This window comes from Blastococcus aggregatus, assembly GCF_900221005.1.
Lineage (GTDB): Bacteria > Actinomycetota > Actinomycetes > Mycobacteriales > Geodermatophilaceae > Blastococcus > Blastococcus aggregatus.
Genome location: NZ_OBQI01000001.1, coordinates 1,082,643 through 1,107,757 on the forward strand (window position 1 = coordinate 1,082,643; position 25,115 = coordinate 1,107,757).

Sequence of the window (25,115 nt, forward strand, 5' to 3'; positions counted from 1 at the left end):
CGTTCGCGACGACGTGCTCGACAGTGACGGAACTCCGGTGCACAGTGCGCTCGTGCCACCCGGAGCCCTGCATCAGCGGGTGACGGCCGCTCTGGCGAACTGGCAGCTGGACGACGCCGAGCAGTTGCTCGCCGGCGTCGACTCCGAGCCCTCGCCGTACCAGGCGGCCGAGCCCGACCCGGTCACGGCCGGCGGCTCCGACCTCCGACGCGCCTGGGCCGACACCCTGCGGGCCGAACTCCTGGTCCGCCGGCTGCGGGTCGCCGGGTTCACGCTCGTCGGCGAGCCGGTGACCACCGGCGGCCCCGAGTCCGAGCGCGAGCCCGCCCTCGACCTGCACGCCGGGGTGGCCGAGCTGATCGACGGGGACGGCGAGAGCGCCGACCCGCGCTCGGAGTCCGCCTCCCGGGCGGCGCTGGCGATCGCGCTGGTCCGGTCGGCCAAGGCGGCCTTCGACGCGACCGACGACGCCCTGCAGCGCGCCGCCGGTCTGGCCCGGCACGCACGGATCGAACTGCTCTCCCGCCGGATCGACGCCGCCATGGACGAGGCGGTCGAGGCGGCCAGCCTGCTCGACCCCGGCCTACCGCCGAGCCGGCTGCTGGTGGACACCCTCGGCACGCTGGCCGGCGTCCTCGCCGACCTGGAGCTGATGCCGCTGGCGCTGGACTTCCAGCGCCGGGCGCACGAGGCGGCGCGCTGGGCGGCGGCCGACCCCGCACTCCTGGAGCCGGGCGACGGCGATCCGGACGAGCTCGTCGCGGGGGCGGCCACCCGGCTCGGCGAGCTGTGCGCCGAGCTCGGCGAGGGGCTGCTGGACGACGGGCTGCCGGAGTCGGCGAACCCGCACTTCGCCGAGGCCCGCACGCTGGCCGAGGAGGCCCTCCAGCTGCTTCCCCCGGAGGCGCCCGGCGTCGTCGCGGCGCAGATCGTGCACGGCTGGGCGCTCGTCGGTCTGGGCGAGCACGCCGCCGCGACCGGGCCGCTGCGCTCCGCCGTCCGCATCACCTCGGCCGCCGACGACCGCGCCCAGCGCGCCTCCGCCCAGCTGGCGCTGGGCCGGACGCTGCGCCGGCAGGGCGACCCCGCCGGCGCCGACGAGCACCTGGTCTCGACCCTCCAGCTGGCCACCGAGCACGGCCTCCCCCGGCTGCGCCGCGCCGCCCTGCGCGAGCTGTGCACGCTGCACGCCGAGCTGGACGACGCCGGCCGCGCGCTGCCCTACCTGCAGGCCTACCTCGCCGACGAGCTGGACCGGGTGGACGAGCGGCGCACCCGCTGGGTGGAGCTGTTCGGCCGGCGCAAGAGCCTGCTGGAGACCGAGCGGGCCGCCGGGCAGCTGCGCCGCCAGGCCTACGAGGACCCGCTCACCCACCTGCCCAACCGGCGCTACGCCGAGGCGCGGCTGGACGGCCTGCTCGCCGGCGGTGGGATCCCCGCGCTGGCCGTCGTCGACGTCGACCGGTTCAAGTCGATCAACGACGCGATCGGCCACCCCGGCGGCGACGCCGTGCTGCGCGCGGTGTCGGAGCTGCTCATCGCGGGCGTCCGCGACACCGACGAGGTCTGCCGCTGGGCCGGCGACGAGTTCGTCGTCCTGCTGCCCGACACCACCGCCGAGCAGGCCGAGCGGGCGCTGGAGCGCACCCGCCGCAAGGTCGCCGGCTACGACTGGGCCTCGCTCGGGCTGAGCACGCCGGTGACGATCAGCGTCGGCATCGCCTCGGCCGCCCGCGGCGACGACCGGCGCACCCTGTTCGCCGCCGCCGACGGCGTGCTCTACGACGCCAAGCGCAGCGGTCGGGACCGCGTCGTGCGCCTCTCCGGGGTCACCCAGAAGCGGGCCGGCGGCAGCCCGCTGGACGTGCTGTTCGGCGGCCCCGCCCCGGCGGAGCGGCCGGCCGAGCAGGTCCTGACGGCCGCGGACCTCCCCGCGGTCGAGACCGTCGAGGACGTCGCAGTGGTCAAGGACCTCTCGACCTCCGACGACGGCTTCGCGCCGCTGCTGGTGGTCCCGGAACCCGCCGACCCGCCGCTCGGCGTGGACCGGCCGGATGAGCCGCTGCTCGGCCTGCTGCCCAGCGCCCCTGCCACCCAGGACGACCGCGAGCCCGCGAGCACCCCGCCGGCCACGCCCCGAGTGCCCGAGCCGGAGGTCGTCTGGGCGACCGGGCGCACCACCGAGCAGGTGCTGGCACTGGTGCGCGAGGCGCGCCGCGAGCACCCCGACCGTCCGGCGCTCGTGCTGCGGGCCGGCGCGGAGACGCTGGTCGCGCTCGCCTCGGAGCACGACGCGTACACGACCATGGACGCCGCCGCGATGGCCGCCGCCGTCGGCCCGCTGCCCGAGCAGGTCGGCCGGGTCGCCGTGCTGTCCGCCGGGGGCGCCGACACCCCGATCGCCGCCGAGGTCGCCTTCGTGGCCCGCGTCTCGGGCAGCGCGGCCGTGCGGCACGACGACGTCGCTGGCAGCCGGATCCGTGCGCTGCTCACCGAGCCAGGGCGGCTGCCCGACGCCGACTGCCTGGTCGTGGTGGCCGGCATGGACGCCGCGCTGGTCGCGACGCTGGGCGCGCTCACCGACGTCCCCGTGGTCGCGGTGCCGACGTCGGCCGGTCAGCCCGTCGGCCTCGGCGGCCTGGGCGCGCTGATGACCATGCTGACCGCCGCCGCCCCGGGCGTCGCGGTGACCGGCGTGGACAACGGCTGGTCGGCCGGCGTCTTCGCCGCTCGTGTCGCGCGCCGCGCCGCCCGCTGACCCGCCACCCTGCATCCCCAGTTGATCAACTCGATGGTGGGGCGGCGGCTCCCGCGGCGGGTCGTCCAGCTCTTCCTCGGCCTGGCGCTCTACGGCGTCTCGATCGCCGCCCTGGTGCTCGCCGATCTGGGCGTCATGCCGTGGGACGTGCTGCACCAGGGGCTGGCCCGCCAGCTCGGCTGGTCGCTGGGCACGGTGATCATCGTCGTCGGTGTGCTCGTGCTGCTGGCCTGGATCCCGCTGCGCGAGCGCCCGGGCCTCGGCACCGTCAGCAACGTGATCGTGGTCGGTCTGGTGGCCGACGCGGTGCTGGCGGTCGTCGATCCGCCGTCGTCCCTGGCGGTCCGGATCGCGCTGGCCGCCGGCGGCATCGCCTGCAACGCCGTCGCCACCGCCGCCTACGTGGGCGTGCGGCTCGGCCCGGGGCCGCGGGACGGGCTCATGACCGGGCTGGTGCGACGGACGGGGCGGAAGGTCGGGCCGGTGCGCACCACGATCGAGGTCCTCGTCGTCGTCTCGGGCTGGCTGCTCGGGGGCACGGTCGGCGTCGTCACGGTGGTCTACGCGCTGGCCATCGGGCCCCTGGTGCAGCCGCTGCTCCCCCGGCTGACCGTCGACGCGCGCTAGTCGAGCACCGGCGGCCGCAGCCCCCGCACCACCACCGGGACGACGGCGAGCACCAGCACCGCGGTCGCCACCGGGCCGCCGAGCGCCCAGGCGGCGAACACCAGCAGCCCGGCGAGCTCGACGCCGAGCCCGGCGACCGAGCTGACCGTCGCGCGGTAGGGCCCCTCGATCCGTTCCTGCAGCCGGGCCTCCGCGGCGACCAGCACCGCCAGGTACAGCCCGTAGGCGAGAGCCAGCGCGGTCAGCGCCGCGGGCGCGGGCAGCACCGCTCCCGCGCCCAGCAGCAGCCCCGCCGTCGCCAGCGCTGCGGGCAGCAGGCCGTCGCGGAGGCCCGCCGCGCGGCCGCCGAGCTCGGCACCGGCCGCGCCGGCCAGCGCGATGACGAGGACGGCGAACGGCACCGCCCCCGTCGGCACGCCCCGGTCGGCGGCGAGCACCGGGAAGTACTCCTCCATGGCGTCCAGCCCGCCGACCAGCGCCACCGCGACGACGGCGATCCGCAGCGGCGGGTGCCGCACCACCTGCCGCGCGCCGGCCCGCAGCGTGGTCAGCAGGGCGCCGGTCCGCTCGCGCGGCGGCTCCGGGAAGCGCAACGCGAGCGCCGCGGCGGCCAGGCAGGTCGCCGCGCTCACCCAGCCGACGAGCTCGAACCCACCGATCGCGTGCAGCCCGGTCGCCGCGGCGGCGGTGGGCACCTGGACCAGCAGCTCCGCGGCCGTCATCCGGCCGTTGACCCGGGCGAACGCCTCCTCCGCGCCGACGTCGCGGAGGCCGTCGAAGACCAGCGCCTCGGCGGTGCCGGAGTAGAGCGAGCCGGCCACACCCCAGAGGACGAAGCCGGCCGCGAACCCCGCTGTCCCGGGCGCGACGGTCCAGAGGGCGAAGGCCGCCGCCTGCAGCACGCCGCCGCAGACCAGGACGCCGCGGCGCGACCCCCGGTCGGCGAGCGCACCGGCCGGCACCTCGGCGAGCAACGCGGTGACCGACCAGACGGCGAACAGCCCGGAGACGCCCGCCGTCGTCAGGCCGGTCTCGAGGAACAGCAGCGCGTACAGCGGGTAGAGGGGCACCAGCTCGGAGAGCGCGGCCCAGCCCACCGCGAGCCGGGCGAGGGATCGGGCTGGCGGTGGCGGCACGGTCGAGGCGGGTCAATGTCGGCGCATGACGGCACGCTAGCGCCGTCGTCCGACCGTCGCAGCCGGTTTCCGCACAGCACCGGCTACTCTTCCCGGCGAAGGGGAGTAGCCCCCCGTCCGCTGGTCGACATGCTGGCGCGCCCGCTCGCGGGCCGCCCGGTCAGCGGGTCCGCGCCCCGGCGCGGATGGGCGAGACCTTCGATCGCAGCCATCCCGTGCTGCCGGTCGGAGGCTGCCCTGCCCCCGCCTGGCGGCGCCTCGCGGAAGTAGGAACCTCGTGGTCCTGTCGGTCGTCCTGGCCGCGTTCGTGCTGGTGCTCCCCGTGGAGCTGCCGGACAAGACGCTGTTCGCCAGCCTGGTGCTCGCCACCCGCTTCCCCCCGGTGCCGGTGTTCGTCGGCGTCGGTGCGGCGTTCGGGCTGCAGGTGGCCATCGCGGTCACGGCGGGCTCGCTGCTGTCGCTGCTGCCCGAGGCCCTGGTCAGCGGCGTCGTCGCGCTGCTGTTCCTCGTCGGGGCGGTCATCCTCTGGCGCAGCGCGAACAGCGGTGCGGAGGACGCCGACGACGCGGGCGAGGGCAAGGAGGGCCGGTCCTTCCTGCGGGTCGCCGCCATCTCCTTCGGCGTGCTGTTCGCCGCCGAGTGGGGCGACCTGTCCCAGCTGGCCACGGCCGGGCTGGCCGCCCGGTACGACGAGCCGCTGTCGGTGTTCGTCGGGGCGTGGGCGGCGCTGCTCGTGGTCTCGGCGCTGGCCGTGTTCCTGGGCAAGAACCTCGCCGACCGGCTGCCGATCGCGCTCATCCGGCGGGTCGCGGCCGGGCTGTTCCTGGTCTTCGCGGCGGTCGCCGTCGTGGAGACGATCCGCACGCTCACCTGAGCAGGGACGGTGGAATCGCTGCGGGCGGGCAGGAAGTCGCGCCGGCCCGCTTGACCCTGACGCGACGTCAGGCAGTTGTCTCTCCTCCAGCAGAGGAAGGGAGGACCCGATGAACGTGGGCGAGGTCGCGGCGCTGGCCGGCGTCACGGTGCGCGCGCTGCACCACTACGACCGGATCGGGCTGCTGTCGCCGTCCGGGCGCACATCGGCGGGATACCGGCAGTACGCGCCGGCCGACCTGGACCGGCTGCACTCGGTGCTGCTGTACCGCGCGCTCGGGTTCTCCCTCGAGGAGGTCGCGACCCTGCTGGACGACCCGTCCGCCGATCCCACCGAGCACCTGCGCCGCCAGCACCGGCTGCTGCTCGACCGGCGGGACCGGACGTCGGCGATGGTCGCGGCCGTCGAGAAGGAACTGGAGGCACGTGCGATGGGGATCTCCCTGACCCCGGAGGAGCGGTTCGAGGTGTTCGGCGAGCAGGACCCGGCGCAGTACGACGCGGAGGTATCGCAGCGGTGGGGCGACACCGACGCCTACGCGCAGTCGAAGCGGCGGACGGCGGCCTACGCGAAGGAGGACTGGCTGCGGATCAAGGCCGCGGCCGAGGACCTCGAGGCGCGGTTCGCCGCCGCCCTGGCCGCCGGCGTCCCGGCCGACTCCCCGCAGGCGATGGACCTGGCCGAGGAGCACCGGCAGCAGATCACCGGCACCTACTACGACTGCCCGCCGGAGATGCACGCGGCGCTGGGCCGGATGTACGTCGAGGACGAGCGGTTCGCGGCGCACCACGACGGCCGCGCGCCGGGGCTGGCGCGGTACGTGAGCACCGCCGTCCAAGCCAACGCGGTGCGCCAGGGCTGATCCCCGCCGGGGAGACCGACGTCACCACGAGCGGTCGGCGGACCACCCCCGCGGACCCGCATCCTTGTGCGGGTGGGTTGGGTGATGGCACGGCTTCAGCAGCCGTGGGTGCAGCGGATGATCCGGGCGGCGCTGGCGGCCGGGCTCGCCTGGCAGGTGGCGCTGCTCCTGCCGCCGATCCTGTCCGACTACGCCTACTACGCACCGCTCGGTGCGGTGATCGCGGTCAGCCCCACGATCGCCGACTCCGCCTCGGCCGCCTGGCGCAGCGTCGCGGCCATCCTCACCGGCTTCGGCCTGGCGGTCGGGCTCTACGAGCTCACCCACGCGGTGCCGAACGCGCTGACGGTCGCCGCGATCGTCGCGCTGGCGGTGCTGGTGGAGCAGCTGCGGCTGTGGCGGGAGCAGGCCAGCTGGGTCAGCTTCGCCGCCGTCCTCATGCTCACCGTCGGGCTGGACGACCCCGACACCTACGTGCTCCGCTACGCCGGCCTGACCCTGCTGGGTGCCGCCATCGGGGTGCTGGTCACCACCGTGCTCTTCCCGCCGCTGCAGCTGACCCACGCGGTCGAGCAGATCGCGCGGACCCGCGGCATCCTCGCGCAGCACCTCACCGACATCGCGGCCACGCTGCGCGACGGCCGGGTGCCCGACACCTCCGAGTGGACCGACCGCAACCGCCGGCTGGACCGCGCGCTGGACCGGATGCGGTTCGCCGCGACCCGCGTCGAGCGCGCCCGCCGGGCCAACCCGCGGGCCCGGCGCTGGCAGGGCCGCGCCACGGAGATCCGCGAGGAGGCCCGCGCCGTGGACCGCGTCGCCGTCCTGGTCGACGACCTCACCTCGCTGGTCGTCGAGTTCCACCCGCACCGGCGCGGCATCGACCAGGTCGACGCCGGCACCGGCTGGGTGCTCGCCGACACCCTCGACAGCCTGGCCGGCGTCGTCTGCACGCCGTACCACACGACCGACGGGTCCACTCCGGACGAGCGCGACGAGCAGATCGCCCGTGCGGGCGTCGCGCTGCACCGGCTGGTCACCCTGCTGCGCGAGTCGACGGTGGACGACGACGAGGGCTTCTTCGCCCTCGGCGCGGTCGCCGTCGGTGTGCGGCGCAGCCTGGCCGCGCTGCACGCGGAGGAGCCCCGCCCGGTCGTCCCCGCCTGACGCTCAGACCCGGATGAGCAGCTCGCCGTGCATCATCCCGAGCCAGCCGTCGTCGGCGTCCCGCCACGCGCGCCAGGCGTCGGCCAGCGCATCGAGCTCCGCCGGTGCGGCCAGCCCGTAGGCCACCGCCTGCTCCGCGAAGGGCGACGCCGTCGCCCGCCCCGCCCACGAGTTCCCCCACCACGCGCGCTCGGCCGGCGAGGCGTAGCACCAGGAGGACGTCGTCGCGGTGACGTCGCGCAGCCCGGCGGCGCGCGCCCAGGCCAGCAGCCGGCGGCCGGCGTCGGGCTCGGCGCCGTTGGCCCGCGCCACCCCGTAGTAGACCTCCAGCCAGCGGTCCAGGCCGGGGTTCACGGGGAACCAGGTGAACGTCGCGTAGTCCACGTCGCGGACCGCGACCAGCCCGCCGGGCCGGCAGACCCGCGCCAGCTCGCGCAGCGCGGCGACCGGGTCGGTGAGGTGCTGGAGCACCTGGTGGGCGTGGACGACGTCGAAGGACGCGTCGGGCAGGTCGAGGGCGTAGACGTCGCCGACCGCGAAGGTCACCGGGACGCCGACGCGCTCGGCCGCGGCACGCGCCTCGTCCAGCGGATCGGGCGAGAGGTCCAGCCCGAGCACCCGGCCGGGCGCCACCCGCGCGGCGAGGTCGACGGTGATCGTGCCCGGGCCGCAGCCGACGTCGAGCAGGTCGAGGCCCGGCCGCAGCGACGGGAGCAGGTGGGGTGCGGAGTTCTCGGCCGTGCGCCAGCGGTGCGACTGCAGAACGGGCTCGGCGTGCCCGTGCGTGTAGGTGTCCACGCCGCCAGTCCTACTCCGCCGTCCCATCCAGCGAAACAGACTTCTCGCAGAGTGGGATCAGAGCTCCTCCGCCAGCACCTGCTCCGCGACCGGCACCGCCCGCGCCCGGTCCTCCGGGACCAGCCCGAACCGGGTGCGGCGGTCCAGCAGGTCCGCCACCGTGCGCGCCCCCTCGGCGCGGACGGCGAACCGCAGCTCCCCCACCGTCTCCGGGCGCCCGGCGACCACGACGTCCGGCCCGAGCTCCTCGACCAGGGGCGCGTCCGTGCCGTAGCGGGCGACCAGCCGCGCGGGGGCGGGAAGCGCGTCCAGCGCCGGCCGGGGCGCCGCGCCGATCAGCGGGAGCCGGGCCGTGGTCGAGCGGGCGGCGCCACCGAGCCGGGCGACGACGGCGTCCACGGTCTCCTCGGCCATGGCCCGGTAGGTCGTCAGCTTGCCGCCGACGACGGTGAGGACCGGTCCGTCCCACGACAGCAGGTGCTTGCGGGAGAGGTCGGCGGTGGCGTCACCCGGGCCGGTGCCCGCCGACTCCGGCAGCACCAGCGGGCGGTAGCCGGCGTAGGCGCCCACCAGGTCCGCGCGGGTCAGCGGCTCGGCGAGCACCTGGTTGACCGTCTCCAGCAGCTGCTGCACCTCGGCGTCGGAGGGCTGCGCGTCGTCGTCGGGGACCGGCCCCTCGACGGGCTCGTCGGTGATCCCGAGGTAGACCAGCCCGTCGGCCTGCGGCAGCGCGAAGACGTACCGCGACCGCGATCCGGGCAGCGGCACGGTGAGCGCCGCCGACGGCGAGCCCAGCCGGTCGGCGCGCAGCACCAGGTGCGAGCCGCGCGAGGGCACCAGCCGGATGCCGGGCGCCAGCCGGGACGCCCACACGCCGGCGGCGTTCACCACGGCCCGCGCCCGCAGGGTGAGCGCCTCGCCGTCGACGTCGGCGTGCACCTCGGCGGAGCCGAGCGCGGCCGTCGACGTGCGGTCGACGGCGGTCACCGTCGCCCCGGTCAGCACGCGGGCGCCCTGGGCGGCCGCGGTGCGGACCAGAGCCACGACCAGCCGGACGTCGTCGCTCAGCTGCCCGTCCCAGAAGACGACGCCCCCGCGCCCCGGCCGCACCGCCGGCACCAGGCGGCCGACCTCGTCGGCGTCCACCCGCCGGGTCGAGGGCAGCGAGCCGCGGCCACCCGCCACGGAGAGCCGGACCAGGTCGCCGAGCCGCCCCCCGACCGCACCGAGCGCGCTGACGTCCCGGCCCGCGGCATCGGGGATGAGGAAGGGCAGCCGGCGGACCAGGTGCGGCGCCGTCGTCCCCATGAGGACGGCGCGCTCCCGGGCGCTCTCCCGCGCCAGGCCGATCTCGCCGTGGGCCAGGTAGCGCAGCCCGCCGTGCACCAGCTTGGAGGACCAGCGGCTCGTGCCGGCGGCCAGGTCGGTGCGCTCGAGCAGCACCACCGACAGGCCGCGCGCCGCCGCATCCAGGGCCACGCCCGCGCCGGTCACCCCGCCGCCGACCACGACGACGTCGACCAGCGACCCGGCGACCTCCTCGAGGTCCCGCCGACGCCGCTCGGGCGACAGCGCGCCGGTCACTGTGATCTCCCACGCACGGGCACCGGCAGACTGTAGCCGTGGCCGAACAGCCGGAACTGACGATCCAGGGCTGGGGTCCGTCCCCAGCCGGACATCCCGCCGACGCCGCGGGCGACCGCGCAGCCGGGCTGGAGGAGGCGCTGCCCAAGGCGGCCCGCCGGCACCTGGCCAGGGAACTGGGCTGGACGCCCCGGCGCACGCCGCCGGTGCCGGTGCCCGAGATCCGGCTGACGCCGACCCGCCTCCCCGAGCCCACCCTCGCGGCCCTCACCGCGCTGCTGGGCGAGGAGAACGTGCGCACCGACCGGGAGTCACGGCTGCTGCGTGCCGGCGGCAAGAGCTACCTGGACCTCCTGCGCCGGCGCGCGGGGGACGCCACCGACGCCCCGGACGCCGTCGTCCTGCCCGGCACGACCGAGGAGACCGCGGCGCTGCTGGCGCTGTGCAGCGTGCACGACGTCGTCGTCGTCCCGTTCGGGGGCGGCACGAGCGTCGTCGGGGGGCTGGCCGGCGTGGACCCCGACGACCGGCCGGCGGTCGCGCTGGACCTGCGGCGGATGGCCTCGGTGCAGGAGCTGGACGTGCCCTCGTCGATGGTGACCGTCGGGCCGGGCATGCGCGGGCCGCAGCTCGAGGAGGCGCTCGGCAAGGAGGGCCTCACCTTCGGCCACCTGCCGCAGAGCTGGGAGTTCGCCACCCTCGGGGGCTACGCGGCCACCCGCAGCTCGGGGCAGGCCTCCACCGGCGTCGGGCGGTTCGACGACCTGGTCGCCGGGCTCACGCTGGCCACGCCGTCCGGCGTCCTGGAGGTGGGTCATCCGCCGGCCTCGGCGGCCGGGCCCGACCTGCTCGGGCTCGCGCTGGGCTCGGAGGGGACGCTCGGCGTGATCACCGAGCTGCGGCTGCGCGTGCGCCCGAAGCCGGCGACGACGTCCTACGAGGGCTGGTCGTTCCGCACCTGGGCCGCGGGGCTCGCCGCGCTGCAGCGGCTGGCGCGGCACGACCTCCTGCCCGACGTGGTGCGCCTCTCCGACGTCGACGAGACCCGGGCCAACCTGCTCATGTCCGGCGGCACCGGCGCCCGGGTGCTGCGCGGGATGCTGCGCGCCCGCAGGCACGGCGAGGGCTGCCTGCTCGTGGTCGGCTGGGAGGGGCTGCCGGACATCGTGCGGGCGCGCACGCGGGCGGCGTCGGCGCTGCTCCGGTCGCGCGGCGGCATCCGGCTCGGGCACTCGGTCGGCGAGTCGTGGCGCAAGCACCGGTTCGGGGCGCCCTACACGCGGGACACGCTCCTGGACGCCGGGCTGATGGTGGAGACGCTGGAGACCGCGGCCACCTGGGCGGCGCTGCCCACCGTGTACGACGCCGTCCGCCGGGCGCTGCGCGAGTCGCTCACCGCCGGCGGGCGTCGTCCCCTGGTGATGACGCACCTCTCGCACGGCTACCCGACCGGCGCCTCGCTGTACTTCACGGTGCTCGCCGACCGCGACGAGGAGCTGCCGATCCAGCAGTGGCTCAACGCCAAGCGGGCCGCGACCGACGCGCTGCTCGCCGCCGGCGGGACGCTCACCCACCACCACGCCGTCGGCGCCGACCACCGCCCCTGGCTGGAGCGGGAGATCGGGCCGCTGGGCGTCGAGGTGCTGCGGGCGGTCAAGTCGCGGCTGGACCCGAAGGGCATCTGCAACCCCGGCGTCCTGCTCCCCGACTGATCAACGGGCATGGGAAGCGATGCACCCGTCCTGGCGCCCAGAACAGGTGTATCGCTTCCCATGCCGGGGTGACGGCGGGCCCTAGAACGCGTGGCCGAACGAGAAGACGCGGCCCGGGTCGACGGCCGCCTTCACCTGGGCCAGCCGCTCGTAGACACCGGGCGGGTAGGCCGCGGCCACCTCCTCGGGTCCGGAGACGTCACCGAGGAAGTTGACCGGCGTCCCGGCGGCCTTCCACGGCGCGAGGGCACCGAGCACCGCGCGGCCCACGGCCGGCACGACCTCGGCCAGCTCCGGCACGAACGGCCCCAGGGCCATCAGCGTGAAGGCGCCGTCCCGGCCGGCGACCGCGTTGGGCACCTTCGCCGGGCGGCCCAGCGCGCCGCCCATCAGCCGGATCTCGACCATGGCCAGCGGGATCTGCGCCTGCGGGCCGGCGACGGCCAGCAGCGCCTCGACCCCCTCCTCGGTGAGCTCGGTGAGCCCCTGACCCTTCTCCCACGCGGGCATCGGGTCGGTCGGGTCCATGTGGATGGAGTCCATCTCGTCGGTCCGGATCGGCCCGACGAAGCCCAGCAGCACCCGGCCGGCGTCGCGCATGGGCGCGAGCAGCCGCTCGCCGTCCCCGACGTAGGTCCCGGAGTAGGCGTACCGCAGGTGGACGGCGGTCTGCCCGCGCAGCGGCGGCGGCACGAACTCCTCCTCGGGCAGCCGCAGGATGGCGATCGAGGTGCCGACCTCCTCCGGCAGCGTCGGCGCCCACCGGCGGAAGGCGTGCAGGACGGCGGCCATGTCCTCGCCGGCGAAGAAGATGCCGCCGGCGTACAGCCCGCCGACCGGCACCAGCTCGATCTCGAGCGCGGTCACGATGCCGAAGTTGCCCTTGCCGCCGCGCACCGCCCAGAAGAGCTCGGGCTCGGAGTCGGCGGACAGGGTGCGCTGCCGGCCGTCGGCGGTGACGATCTCGACCGCGCGGACGGCGTCGGCAGCGAAGCCGTGCTTCCGGCCGAGCGAGCCGACCCCGCCGCCGAGGCTGTAGCCGACGACGCCGACGTCGGAGGACGAGCCGCACAGGCCGGCGAGCCCGAACTCGGCGGCGGCCTCCATGACCCGCTTCCACTTCACGCCGGCCTCGACGCGGGCCACACGCCGCCGGGGGTCGATGGAGACGCCCTGCATCCGGCGGGTGGTGATCATCAGGGCGCCGGCAGCGTTGCGGACCGGCCCGTGGCCGGTGGCCTGGACGGCGACGCCGAGCCCGTGCGCCACGGCCCAGGAGACGGCGGCGGCGACGTCGGCGGCGCACGTGGCGCCGACCGCGACCGCCGGGGTGTGCTGCACCGCGACGTTCCAGGTGGCGACCTCGGCGGCGAGCCCGTCGTCGCCGGCGGCGTAGACCGGGCCGTGCACCCGGCCGCGCAACCCCTCGACGTCGACGGAGGGGACGGGGGGCGCCAGGGTGGCGACGGCCGCCGCGTCCAGCAGGACGACGGGCTGCTCGGGCTCGCGGGGCGTGGGGAGAGACATGCGGGTTCCTTCTCGAGGCCGCGGTCCGAGCCGCGGATCGGGGGCGCCGCGTCGGCCGCGGCTGGAGGGACGGACGAAGGGTGGGACGCTCCGCTTGACCGCCGCTTGCAGCCGACTAGGACGCCGGCTTGCAGCCCGCACGCGCGCAGGGGTACCCCCGCCGTCGCGAGGCGAGGAACATCGCCGGACGTGCGTTTCCGAGTCCTCGGTCCCCTCGAGGTCGCCGGTCCCGACGGCGAGCTCCTCGACGTGGGCGGGGCCAAGCCCCGGGCCCTGCTGACCCTGCTCCTGGCCGACGCCGGCCGCGTCGTCGGGATCGACCGGATCGTGAGCACGCTGTGGGGCGAGCACCCGCCGCCGACGGTCACCGGCACCCTGCAGGCCTACGTCTCGCACCTGCGCCGCGTCCTGGAACCCGACCGGGGGCCGCGCGAGGCGCCGACGGTGCTGGTCACGCGGTCGCCGGGCTACCTGCTCATCGCCGAGGCCGCCGACCTGGACCTGCTGCGCTTCGCCGAGCTGGTCGAGGCCGGGGACCGCGCGGTGACCGACGGCGCCCCCGAGCGCGGCGTGGCCCTGCTGGACGAGGCGCTGGGGCTGTGGCGCGGCGAGCCGCTCGCCGAGCTGGGCGACCTCCCCGCCGCGGCGAGCGACCGGCTGCGGCTCACCGAGCTCCAGGTGCGTGCCCGCGAGCGGCGCTGCGACGCGCTGCTGGCGCTCGGCCGGCCCGAGGCCGCCGTCCCCGATCTGCAGCACCTGGTCGCCGAGCACCCGCTGCGCGAGCGGCTCTGGGCGCGGCTGGTCACCGCGCTGTACGCCGCCGACCGGCAGGCCGACGCCCTGGACGCCTGCCGCCGGTGCGCCGAGCTGCTGCGCGACGAGCTCGGCATCGACCCCGGGCCCGAGCTGCGCGACCTGGAGCAGGCCGTGCTGCGCCAGGACCCACGGCTGCTGGAACGGCTCCCCCGCCCGGTCTTGCCGTCCGCACCCGCGCCGGCGCCGAGCACATCGGTCGACGCCCTGGTGGGCCGCCGCGCGGAGCTCGACCAGGTGCGCGCCGTCGCCGAGCAGGTCACCGGCGGCCGCGCGGCGGTCGTGGTCGTCGAGGGCGAGGCGGGCATCGGCAAGACCCGGCTGGCGGAGGCGGTCGCCGACGGCGCCCGGCTGCTGGGCTGGTCGGTCGCGTGGAGCCGGTGCGCCGACGACGCGGGCGCCCCGGCGCTGTGGCCGTGGACCCAGGTGCTCGAGCAGCTGGCGCAGCCGGAGCTCGACCCCGCCGGCGCCACCGCGGGCGACGACGCCGACGCCGCCCGGTTCCGGCTGTTCCAGGACCTGCGCACCCGGCTCACCGCGGCGGCGACCCGCCCGGTGCTCGTCGTCCTCGACGACCTGCAGGGCGCCGACACGACGTCGGTGGCGCTGCTCGGCCTGCTCGCCCGGCACCTCCCCCGCGCGCCGGTGCTGCTGATCGTCACCGCGCGCACCGTCGGCGAGCAGCTGCCCGAGGCCGTGGCCGAGTGCCTCGGCCGGCTGGCCCGCGAGCCGACCGCCACCTGCCTGCGGCTGCGCGGACTGGAGGCCGAGGACGTCGGCGCGCTGCTGGCCGCGCAGCTGGGCTCCCCCGGCGACCGGGCGCTGGCCACCGCGGTGCACGACCGCACCGGCGGCAATCCGTTCTTCGTCGTCGAGCTGTCCCGCTGGATGATCGGCGCGCACGACCGGCACCTGGACGACGTCCCGGTGCCGCCGTCGGTCGGGGAGGTGCTGCGCACCCGGCTCGCCCGGCTCCCCGAGTGCACCCGCGCGGTGCTGGAGCTGGCCGCCGTCGCGGGGCGCGAGGTCTCCCTGGACCTGCTCGAGGCGGCGGGCACCCCGGCCGAGGAGGCGCTGACCGCGATGGACTCCGCGGTCGCCGTGGGGCTGGTGGCCGCGGGCGCGCGGCCGTGGAGGTGGCGGTTCACGCACGCGCTCGTGCAGGAGGTGCTCGCCGGCGACCTGCCCGCGCTGCGGCGGGCGCGGCTGCACGCCCGCATCGGCGAGGCGCTGGAGCGGCGGATCGCCGGCTCCACCGACGACGGCCTGGTGGAGCGGCTCACCCACCACTTCGTCGGGGCGCTTCCGGTGGTCGGCCCCGGCCCCGCGCTGCTGTACCTGGCCGCGGCGGCCCGCGCGGCACGGGCCCGCCTGGCGCACGGCGAGGCCGCGGCGCACGGGCGGCAGGCGCTGGCGCTGCTCGACCCGCTGGCCCCCGACGCCGCCCGCACCCGGCACGACCTGCTCACCGCCCTGGGCAACGACCTGCTGCGCAGCGGGCAGCTGACCGAGGCGCGCGGCGTGGTGGCCGAGGCGATCGGGCTGGCCCGCCAGCTCGAGGACCGGGAGTGCCTGGCCGAGTCCGCGGCGGTCTGGGGCAGCGTGACGCTGTGGAACTGGCGGCCGCACGGGGTGGTCGACGCCGACATGGTGGGCGTCCTGGAGGACCTGCTCGCCACCCGTGGGGACGACGACGACCCGACGACGGCGCGGCTGCTGGGCACCCTGGGCGTCGAGCTCGCCTTCGGCCCCGACGACCGCGGCGTGCAGGCCGCGCAGCGGGCGGTCGAGATGGCGCGGCGGATCGGTGACCCCGAGCTGCTGGGCCGCACGCTCAACAACTTCTGCCTCGCGGTGTGGGGGCGCCCGGGTGCGGCGGAGCGGCGGCTGGCGGGCTTCGAGGAGGACCACGACGCGGCCCGGCGCATGGCGGTGTCGCTGAGCGGGCCGGAGGTGCGCCCGCACGTCCTCTGGCAGGCCGGCGGGCTGGCCTGGCTGCGCGGGAACGCGGCCCGCGCCGAGGAGCTGACCACCGAGGCCTACGAGCTGTTCCGGCGGGTGACGCCGCACGCGCGGCACGCCTACGCCGCCCACCAGTTCACCCTGCGGCGAGCCGACCACCGGGAGGCCGCCGCGCTGCCGCTGCTCGTCGAGACCGGCGACGAGGGCAACCCCCTGCTCCAGGAGATGGCGGTGCTGGCCGCCGCCGAGTCCGGCGACGTCGCCGAGGCCCGCCGGCTGCGGGCCCGCTGGGGGCGCACCCTGGTGCGCGACTGGGCCAGCGACGTCGCCGTCTACCTGCAGGCGGAGAGCTCGCTGTGGCTGGGCGACGAGCCGGACTGGGCGGCGGCGGCGGAGTCGCTGCTGCCCTACCGCGGCCGGCAGGCGGTGCTCGGGACGCCGGCGCTCAGCCTGGGCGCCTACGACGAGCTGCTCGGCCGGATCGCCGAGCGACGCGGCGATGCCGACGGCGCCCGGCGCTGGTGGGCCGGCGCCCGTGAGCAGGGCGTGCTCATCGGCTCGCCGCACCAGGTGGCGCTGGCCGAGTCACACCTGTCCCGGGGTCAGGTCGCGATGCCGCCGTCCACCGGGATGATCGTGCCGGTCAGGTAGGAGCCGGCCCGCGAGCTCAGGAAGACGGCAATCCCGGCCATGTCGTCGGGGCGCCCGATCCGGCCCAGCGGCACCCGCTTGGCCATCTCGTCGCCGGCGGCGGCCAGCGTGGCGGCCATCATCTTGGACTCGAACGGCCCGGGGGCGACGGCGTTGACCGTGATGTGCCGCGGCGCGAGCTCCTTGGACAGGTTGCGGGTCAGCTGGTGCACCGCGGCCTTGGACGTCGAGTACGAGTACGTGCGCGCCGCGGAGGGCTGCAGGCCGGCGATGCTGCCGATGTTGATGACGCGGGCCGGGTCCTCGTGCGAGGCCCCCTTCTCCAGCAGCGGCAGGAACGCCCGGGTGACGAAGAACGGCGCCTTGAGGTTCAGGTCGAGGACCTTGTCCCAGGCCGACTCGGGGAACTTCTCCAGGTCCTCGCCCCACGTGGCGCCGGCGTTGTTGACCAGGATGTGCACCTGCTCCTCGCGCTTGCCGACCTCCTCGGCCAGCCGGATGCACTCGGCCTCCTGGGAGACGTCGGCCGGGATGGAGACGACGGTGCCGAACTCGGACAGCTCGGCGACGGCGGCGTCGCCGGCGTCGGCCTTGCGCGAGCTGATGTAGACGCGCGCACCGGCCTGGAGGAAGCCGCGGGCGATCATCATGCCGATGCCGCGGGTCCCCCCGGTCACCACAGCCACCTTGCCGGTCAGGTCGAACAGGTCCACGCCGCACCTCCGTCGTCGGGCTCCCGGCTGCGCTGCCGGCCCGCCCCGCACCCTAGCCAGACCGCCCGCGCGGCCTGCCGCGAGCGCCGGACGCCGGGCGCTGTGCCAGCCTCGGGGCATGACCCCGTCCCCGGCCCTGGGCGCGACCAGCGAGGTGGGCGCGCTGCAGACGGTCCTGCTGCACCGGCCCGGCAACGAGCTGCGGCGGCTGACCCCGCGCAACAACGACCAGCTGCTGTTCGACGGCGTCCCGTGGGTGGACCGCGCGCAGGACGAGCACGACGCCTTCGCCGCGGCGCTCACCGAGCGCGGCGTCGAGGTGCTCCACCTGGACGCGCTGCTGACCGACGTCCTCTCGTTCCCGTCGGCGCGGGCGGAGCTGATCGGCGCCGCCGTCGACGACCCGCGGCTGGGCGCCTCGCTGCAGCGTGCCGCCACCCGCCACCTGGCCTGGCTCGCCCCCGACGAGCTCGCCGCCACCCTGATCGGGGGCCTGGCGCACGACGAGCTGCGCGGCGGCCGCGGGCTGGCCTACGAGGTGATGGACCGCTCGGACTTCGTCGTCCCGCCGCTGCCGAACCTGCTGTTCACCCGGGACTCCTCGGTGTGGATCGGCGACGAGGTCGCGGTCACCTCGCTGGCCATGCCGGCCCGGCACCGGGAGAGCACGATCACCGCGGCGGTCTACACCCATCACCCGTGGTTCGCCGGCAGCGAGCAGCTCTACGGCGCGGACCTCGAGCACCTCGAGGGCGGCGACGTCCTGCTGCTGGCACCGGGCGTGCTGGCCGTCGGGGTCGGCGAGCGGACGACGCCCGGTGGGGCCGAGCGGCTCGCGCGGCGGCTGTTCGCCCGGGGGCTGGCGCACACGGTGCTGGTCGTCCCGATCGCGCAGCAGCGGGCCACGATGCACCTGGACACCATCGCCACGATGGTCGACGTCGACGCGATGGTCATGTACCCGGCGATGGCCGACTCGCTGCGGGCCTGGACGGTCACCGCCCCCGACGGCGTGGCGGACGACGCCGACCCGGTCGAGCTGTCGGTGACCGGTCCCCGGCCGTTCGTCGAGGCCGCCGCCGAGGCGATGGGCATCGACAAGCTGCGGGTGATCGACACCGGGCTGGACCCGGTCACCGCCGAGCGCGAGCAGTGGGACGACGGCAACAACACCCTCGCGCTGGCGCCCCGGCTGGCGGTCGCCTACGAGCGGAACACCGTCACCAACGCCGCGCTGGAGGCCGCCGGCATCGAGGTTGTCCGGATCGCGGGCTCGGAACTGGGCAGCGGGCGCGGCGGCCCGCGGTGCATGTCCTGCCCCGTGGCCCGGGCCCCGCTGCCTCCCCGCTGACAGTGGTCCCGCGGACAGTCGGGCTCTGCCCCGCCTGACGGGGCAGAGGCCGAGCAGGCACGGCCCCGTTCCCTCGGACTCTGCCCAGCCCTGGTGGGCAGAGCCCGACTGTCCGCACCACTACGCTGCGACCTCCCCAGGCCACCGAGGGTGGCCCCGGATCCGAGGAGCCGGCATGCGCCGTCCCACCGCCCTCGCCGGCACGGCGGCCCTGGCCGCCGCCGTCGGCGCCACCGCGCGACGGGTGTCCCGGTTCCGCCCGGCGGGCACCGCGGTCGAGCCCGCCGACCTCGCCGGTCTGGACGCCGACGGCGCCGCCGGGCGGCTCGCCGAGCTCATCCGCATCCCCACCGTCTCCTCCCGCGGCCGGTCGGAGATCGACCAGGAGGCGTTCGCCCGCTTCCGCACCCGGCTGACCGAGCTCTACCCCCGGACGCACGCCGCCCTGGAGCGCGAGCAGCTGGGCGACGGCGCCCTGCTCTACCGCTGGCGCGGGCGCACCGACGAGCCGCCGCTGGTGCTCATGGCGCACTACGACGTCGTCCCGGTGGAGGGCCAGGACTGGAGCCGCGACCCGTTCGCCGGGCTGATCGAGGACGGCGTCGTGCACGGCCGCGGCGCGATCGACGACAAGGGCTACCTGGTCGCGATCCTCGAGGCCGTCGAGGCGCTGGTCACCGAGGGCTTCACGCCCCGGCGCGACGTCTGGCTCTCCTTCGGCAACGACGAGGAGGTGACCGGGGTCGGGGCGCAGCTCGCCGTCGCGGCCTTCACCGAGCGCGGCATCCGCCCGTGGGCCGTGCTCGACGAGGGCGGCGCCGTCGTGACCGGCATGTTCCCCGGGGTGCCGGGACAGGTCGCGGTGGTCGGGCTGGCCGAGAAGGGCCGGCTCGACGTCGAGCTCGTGACCACCGACGCGGGCGGGCACGCGTCGTCGCCGCTGCCCGGTGGGGCGCCGGCGCGGCTGGCGAAGGCGATCACCGCCCTGGACGAGCATCCGTTCCCCGCCCGGATGAACGACGTCGTCCTCGGCATGGTGGACGCCGCGGGCCGGCACGCGCCCGGGCCGCTCCGGGCCGTGTTCGCGCACGCCGACGTCCTGGGCCCGGTGCTCGCGCGGGTGCTGGCCCGCGCGGGACGGGAGGCCAACGCCCTGGTCCGGACCACGGTGGCGGTGACCCGGCTCGAGGGCAGCAAGGCGACGAACGTGCTGGCCACCACGGCCAAGGCGAACCTCAACATCCGGATCGCCCTCGGCGAGACGGTCGCCTCGACGGTGGAGCGGCTGCGGCAGGTGATCGGCGACCCGACGGTGGAGCTGCGCGTGCTCGCCGGGGGCGCCGACCCCTCACCGGTCTCGCGGGCCGACAACGAGGCGTACGCGACGGTCGCCGCGGCCGCGAAGGCCGCCTATCCCGACGCCGTCGTCGCGCCGTACCTCATGGTGCAGGCCAGCGACTCGCGGCACTTCGCCGAGATCTGCGACAGCGTCTACCGGTTCATGCCGTTCGACGTCACCCGCGAGGAACTGGCCGCGCTGCACGCCGCCGACGAGCGGATCTCGATCGCGGCGCTGCACCGCGGCGCCGGCTTCGTCCGGCACCTGCTCCGCACCGTCTGACGGACTTTCTGCACCGGAAGTCCGCACCCGTCGGCGGACTTCCGGTGCAGAAAGTCCCCCGACGGCGTCAGCGGATGGTGATCTGCCGGGAGAGCAGGCCGGCGCGGGCGCGCCGCTCGTCGGCGTTCAGCGGCTCGGTGACCGCCAGCGCCTCCTCGAGGCGGGTCTGCCACTGGGTGGCCGGCTCGATCCACTCCTCGGCGGAGGTGTCGGCGGGCAGGTCCCACACCGGCACGACCAGGCCGTGCGCCCGGAACGCGCCGGCGTAGCGGGTGCCCTCGCCCAGCAGCATCGGCTCGCCGGCCGCCCGCAGTCGGGCCAGCGCGTCGAGCAGCTTCTCCTCCGGCTCGGGACGGACCCAGCGCAGGTGCGCGCGCTCGTCCGTGGGGCGCACCCAGTAGGCCGCGTCCAGACCGGCCAGCCGCACGGTCGGCAGGATCGCCTCGTTGGCGTGCTCCAGGCCGGCCTGCACCGCCGGGTTGGGGTCGGTGCCCTCCAGCCAGAAGCCGAAGTCGTCCCGCACGGTCACCTCGAAGGGCGCGGAGGTGTCGAGCAGCTCCTGCAGCCGGGGGCCCGCCGAGCCCGCGCCGCCGATCGGGCCCGGGTCCACCGGCGCGCCGGCCGGCGCCTCGAGCGCGGCGGCCAGCGCGGTGCCGAGGTCGCGGCTCACGTCGTCCGAGGAGCTCTGCAGCTGGACGCCGAGCATGATCTCGCCGTTCGCCCGCACCAGGGCGGGGGCGCCGCCGGGCAGGATGCTGGCGAGGGTGACCTCACGGCCGTCCGTGGTCTTGAGCACGGCCGTCGCGGCCGGCACCAGCTCGCGCAGCGCGACCCAGTCGGCCTCGCCGGGCAGCCCCTCGAAGGAGCGGATCACCGGCGGCGCGTAGCCCGAGCCGTGGCAGTGCTTGTAACGACGGCCGGAGCCGCAGGGGCACGGCGCCTTCGGGTTGACGCCCTCCGGCGCGGCGGCGGGGGCGGCGGAGCGCTTGCGGGAAGCCATGCGGCCAGCGTAGGTGCGCCTCCCCGCGAGGGTGTGACGGGCGTCGTTGCCCGGCTTTCCTAGGCTCGCGGTCGTGACCTCCGCACCACTCGACCTCACCGATCCCGCCGTCGTCGCCGACCCCTACCCGTCGTTCGCGCGGGCACGGGCGCAGGCTCCGGTGCAGTGGCACGAGGAGATGGGGCTGTGGCTGGCCTTCACGCACGCCGAGTCCAACGCGGTGCTGCGCGACCGGCGGCTGGGCCGGATCTGGCGCGACAAGGCGCCGGCGGAGCGGTTCGAGAGCTTCAACCTGATCCACCGCAACGCGATCCTGGAGATGGAGCCGCCGGAGCACACCCGGCTGCGCCGGCTGATCAGCTCGGCGTTCGCCCGCGGGCACGTCGAGCGGCTGCGGCCGTGGGTCGAGGAGCTCGCGCGGTCCCTGGTCGACGAGCTGGTCGAGCGCTCGGGCGGCTCGGAGCCGGTCGACCTGCTGGCCGGCATGGCCGAGCAGCTGCCGGTCGCCGTCATCGCCGAGCTGCTGGGCGTGCCCGAGGCCGACCGCCCGCTGCTGCGCCCCTGGTCCAACGCGATCGTGAAGATGTACGAGTACGGGCGGACGACGGAGATCGAGGACTCCGCCGAGCGCGCCGCCGACGAGTTCGTCGCCTACCTGCGGGAGCTGGCCGCCGAGCGGCGGAAGCACCTCGGCGAGGACCTGGTCAGCCACCTGGTGTCCATGCGCGACGCCGACGGCGACCGGCTCACCGAGGACGAGCTGGTCACCACCTGCATCCTGCTGCTCAACGCCGGCCACGAGGCGACCGTGAACGTGAGCGGCAACGGCACCCTGGCGCTGCTCCAGCACCCCGAGCAGCTCCAGCGGTTGCGCGCGGACCGCACCCTGCTGCCGACGGCGATCGAGGAGTTCATGCGCTACGACTCCCCGCTCCAGCTGTTCGAGCGCACCGCCACCGAGGACGTCGAGATCGGCGGCATCACCGTCGAGCGCGGCCAGAAGATCGCCGCGCTGCTCGGGGCGGCCAACCGCGACCCCGCCGTCTTCACCGAGCCGGACACCTTCGACGTCGGCCGCACCGACAACGGGCACATCACCTTCGGCGCCGGAGTGCACTTCTGCATCGGTGCGCCGCTGGCCCGCGTCGAGCTGCAGGCCTCGTTCGGCGCGCTGCTGGACCGGACGACGACGTTCGAGCTGGGCGGCGAGCCGGAGCGCCGTCCCGAGTTCGTCATCCGCGGCCTGCAGACGCTGCCCGTCGTCCTCGGCTGACGCGGTCCGGCGCGACATTGTGACGCGCAGCCGCATGGGCTAAAGGCGGGGGGCAGGGGTGCCGATGCGCCAGCATGACCGTGCTTCCCACGCTGCTGACTTTCACCGGGGCGCTGATCATCGCCCTCGTCGTCCAACTGGGGGCCCACGTCTCCGACGTGCACCGATCGGCCCTCGAGCGTGGGCTGGACATGAAGGCGCAAGAGGTCTACGCCTGGCTTCCGCGGCTGAGGGACGTGAAAAAGTCTGACCCGGTGGGCGCTCTCCTGGCTGCCACCGTCGTGTTCGGCTGCGGTTCGACCATCGCCGCACTGATCGGCTTCTGTAACGCCGCCCTCCAGCCCGACACCGGCCCCGGCGAGTGGCCGATTCTCCTCCTGCTCTTCGCCGATGTCGTTGCCCTCGGTGCGCTGTCCATCCGGGCGCTGGCGGTGGGCACTCGCCACCGACTCAGCGAACCGGACAAGATGAATACCGAACCGGAGGAGACGAAATCCGGTGACGGCGACGTGACCGTCTGAACCCACGGGCCCGCAGACGCCCGCTCCCTCGCGACTGAGCCGTCCGGGCGACTCCCGGGTGGATCGTGAGCCCGGTCACTGGCAGGATCCGGATCATGCGCGGCCTGATGCAGGACAGCCCCCTCACCATCGACACGATCTTCCGGCACGCCGAACAGCACTACGGGGACGTACCGATCGTGACCAACGGGCCGAAGGGGGTCACCCGCAGCACCTACGGCGAGTGGGCGGACCGCACCCGCCGGCTCGGCGGCGTGCTCGACACCCTCGGCATCAGTGCCGACGGCCGCGTCGGCACCTTCGGCTGGAACAGCCAGCGGCACCTGGAGCTCTACTTCGCCGCGCCGTGCACCGGCCGCGTGCTGCACACGCTGAACATCCGGCTGTTCCCCGAGCAGCTGACCTACATCGCCAACCACGCCGAGGACGAGGTCGTCTTCGTCGACCGCTCGGTGTTCCCGCTCTTCTGGCCGCTGGTCGACACCATGACGACGGTCCGGCACGTGGTCGTCATGGAGGACGGCGGCGACGCCGAGCTCCCCGACGACCCGCGGATCAGCGACTACGAGACCCTGCTGGCCGCCGCCTCCCCGGTCGAGTTCGACGTCCGGGACGAGAACCTGGCCGCCTCGATGTGCTACACGTCGGGCACCACCGGCAACCCCAAGGGCGTCGTCTACTCGCACCGCTCGACGGTGCTGCACACGATGGCCGCGCTCTCGCCGAACGCCTTCGGGCTCAGCGTCCGCGACGTCGCGATGCCGGTCGTCCCGATGTTCCACGCCAACGCCTGGGGCATCGCGCAGGCCGCCCCGGCCGCCGGAGCCGCGCTGGTCTTCCCCGGCCCGATGATGCAGCCCGAGGCGCTGGCCAACCTGATCGTCGACGAGGGCGTCACCTTCACCGCCGGCGTCCCGACCATCTGGCAGGGCGTGCTGCCGCACCTCGCGGGCAAGAAGCACCAGCTGCGCGAGATCGGCTGCGGCGGCTCGGCGGTGCCCAAGGCACTGAGCGAGGCCTACCGCGAGCAGGTCGGGCTGCCGATCCTGCAGGCCTGGGGCATGACCGAGACCTCGCCGGTGGCGTCGTCCGGCGTGCTGCCCCAGCGCCTCCAGGACGCCGACGACGAGACGAAGGCGAACGCCCGCGCCCGCGCCGGCGTCCCGCTGTTCGGCGTCGAGGCCCGCATCGTCGACGCCGACACGCTCGAGCCGCAGGCCTGGGACGACACCGCCACCGGCGAGCTGCAGGTCCGCGGGAACTGGTGCGCGAAGGAGTACTACAACCCCGACGCCGGCGTGGAGCTCACCACCGCCGACGGCTGGATGAAGACCGGTGACGTGGCCGCGATGAGCCCCGACGGTTCCATCCGCATCGCCGACCGCACCAAGGACCTGATCAAGTCCGGCGGCGAGTGGATCAGCTCGGTCGACCTGGAGAACGCGATCATGAGCCACCCCAAGGTGGCCGAGGCCGCGGTCGTCGGCGTGCCGCACCCGAAGTGGGACGAGCGCCCGCTGGCCTGCGTCGTGCTCAAGCAGGGCGAGACGGCGACCGAGGAGGAGATCCTCGAGCACCTCAAGCCGCTGGTCGCCAAGTGGTGGCTGCCCGACGCCGTCGAGTTCATCGACGAGGTGCCCAAGACCAGCGTCGGCAAGTTCTCCAAGAAGGACCTGCGCGCGAAGTTCGCCGAGTACGAGCTGAAGTCCTGACCCCGAGTTGATCATCGTCTGCGTGCTCGCCCCTGCGGCGTGTCACCCCATGTCGGGAGCGCGCAGGCGATGATCAACTGCAGGACGGCGGCGCAGGTAGCCTGACGCCATGCAGCTCCTGTGCCCGAAGTGCCACAACGTGATGGCGCAGTACGAGCGCAACCGCGTCCTCGTCGACCAGTGCACCGAGTGCAAGGGTCTGTTCCTCGACCGCGGTGAGCTGGAGAACCTCATCGCCGCCGAGCGTGCCTACCTGGACGCCGAGGAGGGGCGGCCCGTCGCGCCCCCGCAGGCACCGCGCCCGCCCGTGCCCGACCCGTACGACCGCGATCCGCGGAACTACGGCGAGCACCGCTACGACGAGCGCTACTACGGCCGCAGCGACGACCCGAAGTACGCCAAGAGGAAGCGGCGCAAGAGCATCCTCGAGGAGCTGCTCGACTTCTGAGGGCG

At 75.5% G+C, this 25,115-nt stretch carries 19 protein-coding genes; 13 read left to right on the forward strand and 6 right to left on the reverse strand.

Going from position 1 to position 25,115, the window contains the following annotated elements:
- Nucleotides 1-79 precede the first annotated feature (79 nt).
- Both CRP29_RS05420 and yczE read left to right on the forward strand, forming a co-directional pair.
- Nucleotides 80-2,758, forward strand: a complete 2,679-nt coding sequence (locus CRP29_RS05420) for a diguanylate cyclase domain-containing protein (RefSeq protein WP_245852472.1) — start codon at nt 80-82, stop codon at nt 2,756-2,758.
- Nucleotides 2,759-2,779: 21 nt separating this feature from the next.
- Nucleotides 2,780-3,385, forward strand: a complete 606-nt coding sequence (gene yczE, locus CRP29_RS05425) for a membrane protein YczE (protein WP_217991450.1) — start codon at nt 2,780-2,782, stop codon at nt 3,383-3,385.
- Here yczE and CRP29_RS05430 read toward each other — a convergent pair.
- Complete coding sequence (locus CRP29_RS05430) at nt 3,382-4,521, reverse strand: MFS transporter (protein ID WP_245852474.1); 1,140 nt, start codon at nt 4,519-4,521, stop codon at nt 3,382-3,384. The two genes, yczE and CRP29_RS05430, sit on opposite strands and share 4 nt — an antisense overlap.
- A gap of 277 nt (nt 4,522-4,798) precedes the next feature.
- Between CRP29_RS05430 and CRP29_RS05435 the strand changes: the two genes are divergently transcribed.
- The 3 genes from CRP29_RS05435 to CRP29_RS05445 all read left to right on the forward strand — a co-directional run bounded on the left by CRP29_RS05435 (nt 4,799) and on the right by CRP29_RS05445 (nt 7,424).
- Entirely contained in the window at nt 4,799-5,395 is a 597-nt protein-coding gene (locus CRP29_RS05435) for a TMEM165/GDT1 family protein (protein WP_176522833.1), read from the forward strand.
- Nucleotides 5,396-5,504: 109 nt separating this feature from the next.
- A complete protein-coding gene (locus tag CRP29_RS05440) occupies nt 5,505-6,257 on the forward strand; it encodes a MerR family transcriptional regulator (protein ID WP_097193942.1) in 753 nt (250 codons plus the stop codon).
- Nucleotides 6,258-6,341: 84 nt separating this feature from the next.
- Complete coding sequence (locus CRP29_RS05445; RefSeq protein WP_097193943.1) at nt 6,342-7,424, forward strand: FUSC family protein; 1,083 nt, start codon at nt 6,342-6,344, stop codon at nt 7,422-7,424.
- A 3-nt stretch (nt 7,425-7,427) separates the two neighbouring features.
- Here CRP29_RS05445 and CRP29_RS05450 read toward each other — a convergent pair whose 3' ends face one another.
- On the reverse strand, nt 7,428-8,222 hold the full coding sequence (locus CRP29_RS05450) for a methyltransferase domain-containing protein (RefSeq protein ID WP_245852476.1): 795 nt from the start codon (nt 8,220-8,222) through the stop codon (nt 7,428-7,430).
- 57 nt (nt 8,223-8,279) lie between these two features.
- A complete protein-coding gene (locus CRP29_RS05455) occupies nt 8,280-9,806 on the reverse strand; it encodes a glycerol-3-phosphate dehydrogenase/oxidase (protein WP_097193945.1) in 1,527 nt (508 codons plus the stop codon).
- A 38-nt stretch (nt 9,807-9,844) separates the two neighbouring features.
- Here CRP29_RS05455 and CRP29_RS05460 point away from each other — a divergent pair, with 38 nt between their 5' ends.
- A complete protein-coding gene (locus tag CRP29_RS05460; protein WP_097193946.1) occupies nt 9,845-11,518 on the forward strand; it encodes an FAD-binding oxidoreductase in 1,674 nt (557 codons plus the stop codon).
- 81 nt (nt 11,519-11,599) lie between these two features.
- On the opposite strand, the gene CRP29_RS05465 is transcribed toward CRP29_RS05460, so the two are convergent.
- A complete protein-coding gene (locus CRP29_RS05465; protein ID WP_097194136.1) occupies nt 11,600-13,045 on the reverse strand; it encodes an FAD-binding oxidoreductase in 1,446 nt (481 codons plus the stop codon).
- Between the two features lie 189 nt (nt 13,046-13,234).
- On the opposite strand from CRP29_RS05465, the gene CRP29_RS05470 reads away from it, so the two are divergent.
- The gene (locus CRP29_RS05470) at nt 13,235-16,471 is read left to right on the forward strand and encodes an ATP-binding protein (protein WP_176522834.1); all 3,237 of its coding nucleotides are present in this window, start codon (nt 13,235-13,237) and stop codon (nt 16,469-16,471) included.
- Here the strand turns inward: CRP29_RS05470 and CRP29_RS05475 are convergent.
- Entirely contained in the window at nt 16,423-17,184 is a 762-nt protein-coding gene (locus tag CRP29_RS05475; RefSeq protein WP_097193948.1) for a glucose 1-dehydrogenase, read from the reverse strand. The genes CRP29_RS05470 and CRP29_RS05475 overlap by 49 nt on opposite strands.
- 118 nt (nt 17,185-17,302) lie before the next feature.
- On the opposite strand from CRP29_RS05475, the gene CRP29_RS05480 reads away from it, so the two are divergent.
- On the forward strand, nt 17,303-18,535 hold the full coding sequence (locus CRP29_RS05480) for an arginine deiminase (protein WP_097193949.1): 1,233 nt from the start codon (nt 17,303-17,305) through the stop codon (nt 18,533-18,535).
- 175 nt (nt 18,536-18,710) lie between these two features.
- The gene (locus CRP29_RS05485) at nt 18,711-20,156 is read left to right on the forward strand and encodes a M20/M25/M40 family metallo-hydrolase (protein ID WP_097193950.1); all 1,446 of its coding nucleotides are present in this window, start codon (nt 18,711-18,713) and stop codon (nt 20,154-20,156) included.
- Nucleotides 20,157-20,223: 67 nt separating this feature from the next.
- Here CRP29_RS05485 and CRP29_RS05490 read toward each other — a convergent pair whose 3' ends face one another.
- Entirely contained in the window at nt 20,224-21,156 is a 933-nt protein-coding gene (locus tag CRP29_RS05490; protein ID WP_097193951.1) for a DUF5926 family protein, read from the reverse strand.
- 73 nt (nt 21,157-21,229) lie between these two features.
- Between CRP29_RS05490 and CRP29_RS05495 the strand changes: the two genes are divergently transcribed.
- The 4 genes from CRP29_RS05495 (at nt 21,230) to CRP29_RS05510 (ending at nt 25,110) form a co-directional block, all read left to right on the forward strand.
- Nucleotides 21,230-22,429, forward strand: a complete 1,200-nt coding sequence (locus tag CRP29_RS05495; RefSeq protein WP_097193952.1) for a cytochrome P450 — start codon at nt 21,230-21,232, stop codon at nt 22,427-22,429.
- Between the two features lie 74 nt (nt 22,430-22,503).
- Nucleotides 22,504-22,950: a hypothetical protein gene (locus tag CRP29_RS05500; RefSeq protein WP_097193953.1), complete on the forward strand. Its 447-nt coding sequence runs from the start codon at nt 22,504-22,506 to the stop codon at nt 22,948-22,950.
- Between the two features lie 95 nt (nt 22,951-23,045).
- Nucleotides 23,046-24,662 carry a long-chain fatty acid--CoA ligase gene (locus CRP29_RS05505; protein WP_097193954.1) on the forward strand — a complete coding sequence of 539 codons (1,617 nt, stop codon included), beginning with the start codon at nt 23,046-23,048 and terminating at the stop codon, nt 24,660-24,662.
- Between the two features lie 109 nt (nt 24,663-24,771).
- Nucleotides 24,772-25,110, forward strand: a complete 339-nt coding sequence (locus tag CRP29_RS05510; protein ID WP_097193955.1) for a TFIIB-type zinc ribbon-containing protein — start codon at nt 24,772-24,774, stop codon at nt 25,108-25,110.
- The last annotated feature ends 5 nt before the right edge of the window (nt 25,111-25,115 follow it).